This is a genomic window from Promicromonospora sp. NPDC050249 (assembly GCF_040656015.1).
In the GTDB taxonomy this organism is placed as follows: Bacteria; Actinomycetota; Actinomycetes; order Actinomycetales; family Cellulomonadaceae; genus Promicromonospora.
The window spans coordinates 104,779-115,777 of record NZ_JBFAKY010000014.1 but is presented as its reverse complement, the minus strand read 5'-3'; the positions used below and the strand labels follow the sequence as shown (position 1 = coordinate 115,777).

The following is a 10,999-nucleotide window of genomic DNA, read 5'->3' as shown; positions in this document are numbered from 1 at the left end:
AGTCACACTCACGGCCAAGGGGTGGCTGGTGCTACTGGACGTCCACCCAGTAGCTGTTGGTGTTCAGCTGGCCGTTACCGGTGAAGACCTCCGTACCAGCCTGGACGCTGGTGAGGTACTTGGTGTTGCTGATCCACCCTCGGTTCACCAGGTTGCCGGTGAAGTCCCGCAGGTTGAAGTTCACCGAGTTGGTGTTCGAGGTGCGGACGAACGAGAACACGTTCCACCCGGTGCCGTTGCCGGCGTCGATCCAGCCGCGGTACAGGTCCCAGGTCCCGCCGCCGATGTTGACCGTCGCCTGGCGGGTGCCGGCAGGCCCTGCGCCGCCCGACTTGTACGGCCAGATCATGATCTCGTCGCTGGGACCGGTCGACGCCCCGGGGTTCGACTGGGTGTGGAGCCAGAGGTCATAGGCGACGTTCATGGTGCCCGAGCCGGTCACGCCGTAGTCCCACGTGGTCGGGACGCTGCGGTTGGCGCTCAGCCGCACCGGGAGCTCCGTGCCCGAACGCTGCCAGCCCCAGTGCCAGCCGAGGACGACGCTGGAGTAGCTCTTGACCGAGTTGGACTGCCCGCTCCACTCCCAGTTGGTGCCCCAGCCGATCGTGTCACCCGACTGCCAGTTGTCCCACACGCACTGCCATCCGGAGCCGGACCCGCTGCCCCAGAGGTTGTTGACGACGTAGTACTTGCCCATCGCGATGTTGCCGCCGCTGGCGCAGGTGCTGGCGGCCTGAGCCGGCGCGGCCGTGGCCACGACGGGAACCACTGCGAGGCACAGCGCGGCGACGATGCCGGTGATCCGGTGTTTGATCGATGCGGTTCGACTCTGACGCATCTCGGTCCTTTCGGTCAGCTCTCGTCGGACCCCCATTGGCTCGACGAAATCCGCTGAAAAGCGGGTGAAACCAATGATGGGGTGAACTTTTAGGAATGTCCATCGCTTGGCATGAACTCATCGAAGCGCTTCCGCGTCCAGAGCACGTAGTTATACTTTGAAGCGTCAAGGCGGACGAACCGCCTGCGCTCGAAAAAGGGGCGCGCGGCAGCCCGCGAGCCGGGCCGCACGGGACACATACGGACCGCACCACTCATCCGTCACTGTTTCCTGGAGGCCCCCGTGCCCACCGTGTCCGCACACGTCGCCCGTACCGTCGCCCACCACGTCGACCACGTCTTCGGGGTCATGGGCAACGGCAACGCCTGGTTCCTCGACGACCTCACCCGCTCGACGCAGGCCCGGTTCACCGCCGTCCGCCACGAGGCGGGTGGCGTGGTCGCCGCCGACGCCCACTTCCGCGCGTCGGGCCGCATCGCCGCCGCCACCGCCACCTACGGCGCCGGGTTCACCAACGCCCTGACCGCGCTCGCCGAGGCCGCGGCGGCCCGCGTGCCGCTCGTGCTGCTGGCCGGCGACGAGCCGACGTCGGGCCCGCGGCCCTGGGACGTGGACCAGATAGCGCTCGCGGCCGCCGTCGGCGCCCGCACCTATACCGTCGGCCGCGCGGACGCCGCGGCCACGAGCGTCATCGCCATCGAGCACTCCCTGACCTACCGCGTGCCCGTGGTGCTGGCCATCCCCTACGACGTCGCCGCGCTGGAGGCCGGGCCCATCCCCGAGGCGCCGGAGCCCACGCTCCCCGCGCCGATGGCCCCGAGCGGACCGTTCGACGCCGCCGCCATCACCGACCTCGCCAAGCACCTCGCCACCGCCGAGCGGCCGCTGCTGCTCGCCGGGCGGGGCGCCTGGCTCGCGGGCGCGGGACCGGCACTCGGCGACCTCGCGGAGGCGACCGGGGCGCTGACCGCCACCACCGCACTGGGCCGGGGAATCTTCCCCGACGGCCGGTACGACCTCGGCGTCGCGGGCGGCTTCGGCGCCGAGCGGGCGATGGAGCTGGTGCGCGAGGCCGACGTCGCCGTCGTGGTCGGGGCGTCGCTCAACCAGTTCACCATGCGGTTCGGCGACCTGTTCGCGCCCGGCACCCGCGTGGTCCAGGTCGACACCGCGCCCGCCGCGACGCACCGGCACGTCGGGGGCTTCGTCCGGGGCGACGCCGCCCTCGTGACCCGCATCCTCCTGGACGAGCTGGACACCCTGGCCGCCAAGCCGTCCGGCTGGCGCGAGACGGTGGACGTCGCGGCGGCCCGGCGCTACGACACCGGCCCCACGGACGGGATCGCCCCCGACGGACGCCTCGACCCGCGCACCGTCGCGCACCGCCTCGCCGACCTGCTGCCCGCCGACCGGGTGGTCGTCTCGGACGGCGGGCACTTCATCGGCTGGGCCAACATGTACTGGCCGGTCGCCTCCCCCGACCGCATGGTGATGGTCGGCACCGCCTACCAGTCCATCGGTCTCGGCTTCCCCAGCGTCGCGGGCGCCGCGGCCGCCCGGCCCGACGACGCCGTCGTGCTCACCACCGGCGACGGCGGCGGGCTGATGGCGCTCGCCGACCTCGAGACGGCAGTACGCACCGCCGGCGGGCGCGGCATCACCGTCGTCTGGAACGACGCCGCCTACGGCGCCGAGGTGCATGTGTACGGGCGGCAGGGCATCACGAAGGAGCCGATGCTCATCCCCGAGACCGACTTCGCGGCGCTCGCGGAGGCGGTCGGCGCCGAGGGCGTGGTCGTGCGCTCCCTCGCCGACCTGGACCGCCTCGCGACGTGGGCCACCGAGCCCGTCGCCGACCGTCGGTTCCTGCTGCTCGACTGCCGGGTCTCGGGGGACGTCGTCGCCCCGTACCAGGAGGAGATCCTGCGGGCGAACCGCACGCGCTAGAGCACGCGCCCGAGGAAGTCGCGCGCCAGCCCGACGACCTCGTCGAGGTTCGTCTCCAGCAGCCAGTGGCCGCCGTCGAGGAGGTGCAGCTCGGCGTCCGGCAGGTCGCGCAGGTAGGCCCGGGCCGACCCCTCGGGCATGTAGCCGTCCTGCGGGCCCCACGCGATGAGAGTCGGGGGCCGGTGCTCGCGCAGGTACGCCTGGTAGCGGGGGAACCAGTCCAGGTTCTCGCGCAGCCCCTCCATCAGGCCCACCATGACGCCGCGGCGTTCGGGGGTGCGGAGCTGCGCCCACGCCACCGTCCACAGCTCGGGCGGGATGCGCTCGGCCAGCTCGTCCCGCACGTCGTTGAGGAACTCCTCGCGGAACCCCTCCTCGGTCACCGCGTTCTCCAGCACCGCGCGCCCCTCGGACGTCGGGTTCTTCCAGTAGTCCCGCAGCCCCTGGTACTTCGGCCCCAGCTCGTCCTCGTAGATGTCGCCGTTCTGGATGATCAGCGCGGCGACCCGCTGGGGCGCCCGGATGGCCAGGCGCAGCCCGATCTGGGAGCCGTAGTCGTGCAGGTACAGCGCGTACCGGTCCAGGCCCAGCCGGGTGCAGAACGCGTCGAGGAAGCCCGCGTACCCGTCGAAGGAGTAGTCGAAGGTCGCCGGGCCGGGCGTGCCGCTGTACCCGAAGCCCGGGAGGTCGGGCGCGACGGTGCGCCAGCGGTCGGCGAGCGCCGGCATCAGGTTGCGGAACTCGTACGACGAGCAGGGATAACCGTGCGGGAGGAGGAGCACGGGCCCGTCCGGAGGTCCGGCCTCGCGGTAGAACACCCGCACGCCGTCCAGGTCGAGCGTGCGGTGGCGGACGGCGCGGTCGGTGCCGGCGGGGTCGGTGGCCTGGTGCGGGGGTGATATCTCCATGATTCTCACCATCGCGAGCCTCCGTCCGGCTCGCAACGGGGTGGGCGCTACAACGGCCGCGGCTCAACCGAGACGAACCTGCCATGATGAACGGGTGACCGCCTACGACCTGCACGTCACCGAAGCCGACCCGGCGCGCGTCGTCACGGTCCTGCCCGGGAGCGGCTACACCGCCATGGGACCCCTGCTCTGGTACGCACGCAGCGCGCTGCGCGACCTGGGCTGGACGGTCCGCACCCTGGAGTGGGCGGCCAGGCCGTCCTTCGGCACGGCCCGCGAGGCGTACGCGGAGATCCTCGACGGCCGCCGCGCGCCCGGCGAGGACGCGCTGCACCTGGTCGTGGCCAAGTCCCTCGGCACGCTCGCCATGCCGATGGCGGTCCACCTTGGCCTTCCTGGCGTCTGGCTCACCCCGGTGCTCACCAGCGAGCAGGCGCCCGACGTCCGGGAGACGGCCGCCGAGCTGGACGAGGACCACCTGCTGGTCGGCGGCACCGCCGACCCCCTGTGGGACGGCGAGCTCGCGGACGGCTCGGAGGCCGACGTCCTGGAGGTGGAGGACGCCGACCACAGCCTCGAGGTGCCGGGCACCCGGGCCGAGAACCTGGCGATCCTCGACGAGGTCATCAGCGCGATCGAGGAGTTCGCAGGCTCGTTCGGCGAGGAATGACGTTCACCCGGCGGGGTCGGCGCACTACCCCGCCGGTTCCGCCACGGGCGGGACGTTCTGGTTCAGGTGGAAGACGTTGTCCGGGTCGTAGACGGCCTTGACCGCGGCGAGGCGCGCGAGCTTCGCAGGCGGGTAGGCCCGCTGGACGCCGGCCGCGCCGTCGTCGCCCAGCACGTTGACGTAGACGCCGCTGGCAAAGGCTTCGAGACGCGTTGCACTGGCCCGTGCCGCCGCGATCCTGTCGGCGTCCTCGGCGGGGTCGGTCCAGCCCGTGGCCGCCACGTACTCGAAGCGGGTGCCCCGCTGGCTGAACGCGGCGTCGTCGTCCGGCACGTCGGCGATGGCGCCGCCGTACGCCTGAAGACCCGCCCGGACGCCGGGTTCGGTGGCGAGCAGCGCCTCGATCGCGCCGAGGGACAGGTCAGTGACGTAGTGCCCCTTCCAGTAGCGCCGCACGGCGTGGCCCGCCGTGCTGTCCTCCCGGGTCTGGAGGTCCAGATAGGACAGCTCCTCCACCCGGCGAGCTATCGGCGTACCGAGCGCCGACTCGAGCTCCGCCGCGTGCGCCAGCCCCTCCTCCGGGTCGCCGACCCATACGAGACCGAGCGCCACCACGCCGTCGTGCACACCTGCGGTGCAGGTGGCCGCTCGCGGGGCCTGCGCGGCGAGGTCGCGCCACCGGGCGACGGTCGGCACCGCTCCCCCGACCGGGAAGTCGAGCTCGACGCTCAGTGCGCGGGTGCCGACGTCGTGCAGCCGGAACTCGAACTCGGTGACGACGCCGAAGTTGCCGCCCCCGCCGCGCAGCGCCCAGAACAGGTCGGGCCGCTCGTCGGCCGAAGCGCGGACCACCTCGCCGGCCGCCGTGACCACCTCGTAGGAGACGACGTTGTCGCAGGCCAGGCCGCACTGCCTGGCCAGCCAGCCCATCCCGCCGCCCAGGGTCAGCCCGCCGACGCCGGTGTGCGACACGTTGCCGGCCGTCGTCGCGAGCCCGTACGGCTGCGTCGCGGCGTCGAGCGCGCCCAGCAGGGCGCCGCCCTGCACCCACGCCCGCCGGCGCTCCGGGTCCACCCGGACCGCGCCCATCGGCGTGAGGTCGATCATCAGCCCGCCTTCGGGAACTCCGTGCCCGACGACGCTGTGGCCCCCGCAGCGGACGCCGACCTCGAGGCCCTCCCGCCGCGCCAGCGCGAGCGCCGCCACCACGTCGCCGGCGTTCCGGCAGCGGACGATCAGTGCCGGCCGGTGGTCGACCATCGCGTTCCACACCGTGCGCGCCTCGTCGAACCCGGCGTCGCCCGGGCGCCGGACGTCGAGCCCCGACACCGCGGAGCCGTCGATCGTGTCCATGCTTCGCTCCTCCTCGAGCGGGGCCCCTCGTACGGGCGCCCCGGTCCACGACAGACCCTCCGGGCGTGCAGGACTCATCGCAGTCGGCCGGACCCGAATGACGTTGCCCCAGCCGGTCCCGCTTGGGACCATGGGGCCGTGACCGCGCCGACGATCGACGAGAGTCCGGATCCGCCCCTGCGTCTGCGCCCGCCGCGGCATGCCGTGGACCCGCGCGCCGTCGGCTGGTGGTCGCTGCAGCTCGTGCTCTGGATGGCAGTGCCCGTCGTGACCCTCGGCGTGCTGGGCCTCCTGATTCCTCCCGCTCGCGTATGGCTGCTCGTCCCCGCCGGGATCCTCGCCGTCCTGGGAGTGCTCGCCGCCGTCGCCCTCCCCCGCCTGTGGTTCCGCCATCACCGCTGGGAGGTCACCGAGGAGGCGGTCTACACGCGCACCGGCTGGTTCTTCCAGGAGTGGCGGGTCGCGCCGCTGTCCCGGATCCAGACCGTCGACACGGTCCGCGGACCGCTGGAGCAGCGCTTCGGGCTGGCGACGCTCACGGTGACGACGGCGTCCGCGAAGGGTGCGGTGAAGGTCGAGGGGCTCGACGCCGAGACGGCCTCCGACCTCGCGGCCGAGCTCACCGTCGCCACGCAGGCCACACCCGAGGACGCGACCTGAGCGCCGACGACGTGGTGTGGGAGCGGCTGGACCGCCGGGCCTTCCTCGCCGGCGGGATGTACACCGCGCTTCCCACCGCGGGCGCTGCGCTCATCACGGGCTACTGGCTGGCCGTCGGCAGCACGGTCGGAACGGCCCTGGCCTGGGTGCTGCCGGCCTTCGTGGTCATCACTGCCGCCGGGGCCGCGTCCGGCGAGTGGATGTGGCGCGTCACCAGCTATCGCGTCGACGCGGAACGGTTCCACGTGCACACCGGCGTCGTGTTCCGCAAGCGTCTTGCCCTCCGGCGGGTGCGGATCCGCTCGGTCGACCTCACCGCGGACCCGGTGCTGCGCATGCTCGGCGCGGTGACCGTGCGCGTGGGCACCGGCGAGAAGGCAGGGGCCGAGGGCACCGTCACGCTCTGGCCGGTGCGCCGGGCGTCCGCCGAGGCGCTGCGCACCACCCTGCTGGCGCACGCCGCTCGGCCGGACGCCGACGGCGGCGCGGACCCGGCCGACGGGTCGCTGGCCCGGTTCGACCGCGGGTGGATCCGGTTCGCCCCGCTGTCCTTCCTCACCCCGGCGCTGGGCGCCGCGGCGGGCGGCGGCGCGCTCCAGGTCGCCGAGTGGTTCGGGATGCAGCAGCGGGTGTTCGACGTCGTCGGGTCGTGGTTCGGTCTCGCCCCGGTGCTGCTCGTCGCCCTCGCGCTGGCCGTCGCCCTGCTCGTCGTCGGCGGCGTGGCCACCCTGGCGCTCTGGGTCGAGACCTGGTGGAACCACACGCTGGACCGCCAGGCCGACGGCACGCTGCAGGTGCGGCGCGGCCTGCTCACCACCCGGTCGATCACGCTGGAGGAGTCTCGGCTCCGCGGCCTGGAGGTCGTCGAGCCGCTCGCCGCCCGCCTGGCCGGGGGCGCGCGCGTGGACGCCGTCGCCACCGGGCTCACGACGGATGACGAGGACAAGACGGAGAGTCGGACCCTGCTGCCCGTCGCGCCGAAGGAGCTGGCCGACGAGGTGGCCGCGAAGGTCCTCCGCGAGTCGGCCCCGCCGACGTCCGCGCCTCTCGCACCGCACCCCGAGGCAGCCCGGGGGCGCCGGCTGCGCTGGGCGCTCGGCACGGTGCTCGCGGTCGAGGCGGTGGTGCTCGTGCTCGGGGCGCTGCTCACGCCCGTGCTGCTCCATGTCGCCTGGATCAGCGCTCTCGTGCTCTTCCCCGTGGGGGTCGCGCTCGCGAACGACGCCTACCGCGCGCTGGGTCACACCCTCACCGGCGCGTACCAGACCGGCTACCTGGTGGCACGCAGCGGCACCGTGCGGCGCGCGACGGTGGCGCTGCAACGGCGCGGCATAGTGGGCTGGACCGTCCGGCAGTCGTGGTTCCAGCGCCGGGCCGGGCTCGTCACGATCGTCGCCACCACCGCGGCCGGCACCGGCGCGTACGCGGTCCGCGACGCGGCCGAGGCGGACGGTCTCGCCCTCGCGGACGCCGCCGTCCCCGGCCTGCTGCTGCCCTTCCTGGTCAGTGCCGACGCCGAGCAGGAGGTCGCGCCGCTGAGCTGACGGCTCCACGGAGCCGACGGCTCAGACGGCCCAGTCGGGTCAGACGCCGACCTTCTGCCGCACCACGGCGACGGCCTTGCCCATGTTCACGCTCCAGCCGACGCCGAACACGCGGGGCCCGACGACGTGCTCGGCGTCGGGGTTCCACAGCCGTTCGCGGGCGCGCTCCAGGGTCGGGACGCGCAGCTCGTAGGGGACGACCGACGCGATCTTGCCGTGCCAGGTCCGCTCCTCCTTCGGCCTGCGCAGCTCCTTCACGACCGCCGCGGCCGTCAGCGCGAGCGCGACGAGCGTGAGGAACTTCTTCAGCCCTCCGCCGCCGTGCGCCGCCTTCTCGACGTGGTCGGTGTGCTTCTTGCGACCCATCTTGGTGCCTCCCGTGCTCTTGGCGTCAGCTGCTCTCGGTATCAGCCTTCACGACCATCCTGGGGCATGGGCCCGCCACTGGCCTCTGCAACGCGCGCAGGTCCTCAGCGGACCCGTACGGCGCCCGGCTGGATGGTGATGCTGACGCGGCTGGTCTCCCCGAGATCCTCGCCGTCGATCTCGAAGACCCGTGGCTCCATGAGCTCGAGCCGCAGGCTCCGCACCCGGAGGTGCGTGGCGCTGTCGCTGCTCTCGGCGACCTTGCCGCCCGTCGCGAGGCGCTTGATCCCGTTGTCCCAGACCAGGTTCCGCATGGTGTCGAGCCAGCCGGCCGCGCCGTCCGCGCTCAGGAGGAGCAGGTCGAGCTCGCCGTCGGAGGGGTCTGCGTCGGGCAGCAGGTTGAAGCCGCCCTGGAGCATGCCGCAGTTGCCGACGAGCAGCGTGTGCACGCTGTCCCCGTCGTGCGCCTGGCCGTCCGCGGTGATCCGGACCTCGAGGGGGTCGCTGGCGGCCAGCGCGCGCCCCATCGACTCCACGTAGGCCAGCCAGCCGACCTTGTCCTTGAGGTCGTCGTCGGTCTCGGTGATCATGTGCGCGTCGAGGCCGAATCCGGCCATCACCGCGAAAGCGTGACGTTCGGGCCCGCCGGGGAGCTCGATCTCCAGCCAGCCCACGTCGATGGCCCGCGCCTCGCCGCCGAACGCCCGGGTCAGGGCACCGGGGATGTCGTTCAGCGGCACGCCGAGGTTCCGGGCCAGGAGGTTCCCCGTGCCGAGCGGGACGATGGCCAGCTCGACGCTGGTGTCTGCCTCCGCGAGCCGTTCGGCGACGGCCCGGACGGTCCCGTCGCCACCGGCGACCACCAGCAGGTCGGCGCCCGCCGCGAGCGCCTGCGCCGTGACGCCCTGGCCCGCGTCATCCTCGCTCGTCTCGAACCAGACTGCCTCGAAGTCCGACCCTGCCGCGGAGACGGCCCGGTCCAGCCCGGACTCGAGGTCCGCCCGGGTCGTCTTGGACGGGTTCCAGATGATGCAGACGCGTTGTGCGGTCATATCCGCATGTTTCCACAGCCACCGGGTGGGCTCGACCGGAGTGTGCCGGTCACGGGTCCGGCACCGCCTCGGCGAACCGACGTGCGAGCGCCCGGACCGCCTCGCGGAGCTCGGGCCCGCCCTCGACCCGGAACGGGTAGGGCACGCTCGCCAGCCATTCCTGCGCGTACATCGCCGGGTTCCGCGTGCTGCCGACGAGGACGCAGCCGTCGTCGGCCGCTTCGAGCTTTCCCATCTGTGCGCCGACCCAGGGGGCGACGTCGGCGAGCGGGGCGTCGAACACGACCCGGGTGGTGAACTGCCATCCGGTGCCCAGGTGCTCCTCGAGCGAGGCCACGGGATCGAGGCCGTCGGGCGGCGTGAACCCTCGGTCGGTGTGCTCGACCGCATGGACCCTGTCGACGCGGTAGGTGCGGGTGGCGCCTGCGCGGTGGGAGTGGCACAGGAGGTACCAGCGCCCGTAGCGCACGACGACCGCCCACGGGTCCACCTCGGCGACCCACTCGCTGCCGGACTCCCCGCGGTAGGTGACCAGCACGCGCCGTCGGGCGGCGATCGCGGCGACCAGCTCGCTGGTGATCGTGGTGTCGGGACGGGCGGCGAACCGGTCGGGCGCGGCGGACGCGTGCTCGCGCAGCGCGGCGGCCTGCCTGCCGACGTCCTCGGGCAGGGCCCTGATCACCTTGCCGAGCGCGGTGTCGACGAGGTCGTCGCCGTCCGCGTCGGGGTGTCCGTCGAGCACCGCCATGACCAGGCCGAGCGCCTCGGTCTGGGTGAACGTGACGGGCGGGAGCCGGGTCCCGCGGCCGAGGCGGTAGCCGCCGTGCGGCCCGCGGGCCGAGGAGACGGGGATGCCGGCCTCGCGCAGGATCTCGACGTAGCGCCGGGCGGCCCGCTCGGTGACGCCCAGCCGGTCGGCCAGCTCGTTCGCGGTCGTGCCGGGGCGGGTCTGCAGGACCTCGAGCGCGCGGAGCGCACGCGCGGTGGGGCTGATCTCGGAGGGCACACGTGCAGGCTACGGCCATGCCCACAGGGCGTGCCCGGAGCGCGTGCCCGGCGCACGTGCGAGTGAGTTCAGCCCGGGTCACGGTGAGGGGACCCGACGAAAGGAGAGCCTCGTGGCCAGCATCACGAAGTCGATCGACGTGAACGTCCCCGTACGCACCGTCTACAACCAGTGGACGCAGTTCGAGGAGTTCCCCCGCTTCATGGAGGGTGTCGAGGAGATCCGCCAGCTCGACCCGACCCATACCCACTGGAAGACGAAGGTGGGCGGGGTCGAGCGGGAGTTCGACGCCGAGATCACCGAGCAGCACCCGGACGAGCGGGTGGCGTGGACGAGCAGGACCGGACCCCAGCAGGCCGGTGTGGTCACCTTCCACCGGCTCCAGGACGATCAGACCCGGGTCACCGTGCAGTTGGACTGGGAGCCCGGGAACGTCACCGAGAAGGTGGGCAGCGCCCTGAACTTCGACGACCGCCGGGTCCAGGGTGACCTCGACCGGTTCAAGGAGTTCGTCGAGTCGCGCGGCGCCGAGACGGGCTCCTGGCGCGGCGACGTGAGCTGACCGTCCTGCGCTGACGGGTGCGATGACCGTCCCGGACCGATCGGTCCGGGACGGTCATCGCATGTGGCGGTCATCGCGCGGGACGGTCGGGGT

At 73.0% G+C, this 10,999-nt stretch carries 11 protein-coding genes; 5 read left to right on the top strand and 6 right to left on the bottom strand.

The features are described 5' to 3' along the window. Window positions 1-31: 31 nt before the first annotated feature. Entirely contained in the window at window positions 32-838 is an 807-nt protein-coding gene (locus tag AB0I32_RS13770) for a hypothetical protein (RefSeq protein ID WP_357506795.1), read from the bottom strand. Window positions 839-1,120: 282 nt separating this feature from the next. On the opposite strand from AB0I32_RS13770, the gene AB0I32_RS13765 reads away from it, so the two are divergent. Next, window positions 1,121-2,785, top strand: a complete 1,665-nt coding sequence (locus tag AB0I32_RS13765; RefSeq protein ID WP_357506793.1) for a thiamine pyrophosphate-binding protein — start codon at window positions 1,121-1,123, stop codon at window positions 2,783-2,785. On the opposite strand, the gene AB0I32_RS13760 is transcribed toward AB0I32_RS13765, so the two are convergent. Then, window positions 2,782-3,693, bottom strand: a complete 912-nt coding sequence (locus AB0I32_RS13760) for an alpha/beta hydrolase (protein WP_357506791.1) — start codon at window positions 3,691-3,693, stop codon at window positions 2,782-2,784. The two genes, AB0I32_RS13765 and AB0I32_RS13760, sit on opposite strands and share 4 nt — an antisense overlap. A 94-nt stretch (window positions 3,694-3,787) precedes the next feature. On the opposite strand from AB0I32_RS13760, the gene AB0I32_RS13755 reads away from it, so the two are divergent. Continuing rightward, window positions 3,788-4,363: a hypothetical protein gene (locus AB0I32_RS13755; protein ID WP_357506789.1), complete on the top strand. Its 576-nt coding sequence runs from the start codon at window positions 3,788-3,790 to the stop codon at window positions 4,361-4,363. 24 nt (window positions 4,364-4,387) lie between these two features. On the opposite strand, the gene AB0I32_RS13750 is transcribed toward AB0I32_RS13755, so the two are convergent. Continuing rightward, window positions 4,388-5,716, bottom strand: coding sequence for an FAD-binding oxidoreductase (locus AB0I32_RS13750; protein WP_357506787.1), 1,329 nt, complete (start codon window positions 5,714-5,716; stop codon window positions 4,388-4,390). Between the two features lie 138 nt (window positions 5,717-5,854). Here AB0I32_RS13750 and AB0I32_RS13745 point away from each other — a divergent pair, with 138 nt between their 5' ends. Both AB0I32_RS13745 and AB0I32_RS13740 read left to right on the top strand, forming a co-directional pair. Next, window positions 5,855-6,376 carry a PH domain-containing protein gene (locus AB0I32_RS13745; RefSeq protein WP_357506785.1) on the top strand — a complete coding sequence of 174 codons (522 nt, stop codon included), beginning with the start codon at window positions 5,855-5,857 and terminating at the stop codon, window positions 6,374-6,376. An 11-nt stretch (window positions 6,377-6,387) separates the two neighbouring features. Further along, window positions 6,388-7,920: a PH domain-containing protein gene (locus AB0I32_RS13740; protein ID WP_357506783.1), complete on the top strand. Its 1,533-nt coding sequence runs from the start codon at window positions 6,388-6,390 to the stop codon at window positions 7,918-7,920. Window positions 7,921-7,959: 39 nt separating this feature from the next. Here the strand turns inward: AB0I32_RS13740 and AB0I32_RS13735 are convergent, their stop codons facing one another. The 3 genes from AB0I32_RS13735 to AB0I32_RS13725 all read right to left on the bottom strand — a co-directional run bounded on the left by AB0I32_RS13735 (window position 7,960) and on the right by AB0I32_RS13725 (window position 10,344). Beyond that, window positions 7,960-8,286: a DUF5808 domain-containing protein gene (locus AB0I32_RS13735; protein WP_357506782.1), complete on the bottom strand. Its 327-nt coding sequence runs from the start codon at window positions 8,284-8,286 to the stop codon at window positions 7,960-7,962. A 104-nt stretch (window positions 8,287-8,390) separates the two neighbouring features. After that, window positions 8,391-9,338: a diacylglycerol kinase family protein gene (locus tag AB0I32_RS13730; protein ID WP_357506780.1), complete on the bottom strand. Its 948-nt coding sequence runs from the start codon at window positions 9,336-9,338 to the stop codon at window positions 8,391-8,393. 49 nt (window positions 9,339-9,387) lie between these two features. Beyond that, on the bottom strand, window positions 9,388-10,344 hold the full coding sequence (locus AB0I32_RS13725) for a WYL domain-containing protein (protein ID WP_357506778.1): 957 nt from the start codon (window positions 10,342-10,344) through the stop codon (window positions 9,388-9,390). A 112-nt stretch (window positions 10,345-10,456) separates the two neighbouring features. Here AB0I32_RS13725 and AB0I32_RS13720 point away from each other — a divergent pair, with 112 nt between their 5' ends. Beyond that, window positions 10,457-10,906, top strand: coding sequence for an SRPBCC family protein (locus AB0I32_RS13720; protein WP_357506776.1), 450 nt, complete (start codon window positions 10,457-10,459; stop codon window positions 10,904-10,906). The last annotated feature ends 93 nt before the right edge of the window (window positions 10,907-10,999 follow it).

Coding starts and splice junctions, on each gene's coding strand:
- AB0I32_RS13770 (WP_357506795.1), bottom strand. CDS start 838: ATGCGTCAGAGTCGAACCGCATCGATCAAACACCGGATCACCGGCATC.
- AB0I32_RS13760 (WP_357506791.1), bottom strand. CDS start 3,693: ATGGAGATATCACCCCCGCACCAGGCCACCGACCCCGCCGGCACCGAC.
- AB0I32_RS13750 (WP_357506787.1), bottom strand. CDS start 5,716: ATGGACACGATCGACGGCTCCGCGGTGTCGGGGCTCGACGTCCGGCGC.
- AB0I32_RS13735 (WP_357506782.1), bottom strand. CDS start 8,286: ATGGGTCGCAAGAAGCACACCGACCACGTCGAGAAGGCGGCGCACGGC.
- AB0I32_RS13730 (WP_357506780.1), bottom strand. CDS start 9,338: ATGACCGCACAACGCGTCTGCATCATCTGGAACCCGTCCAAGACGACC.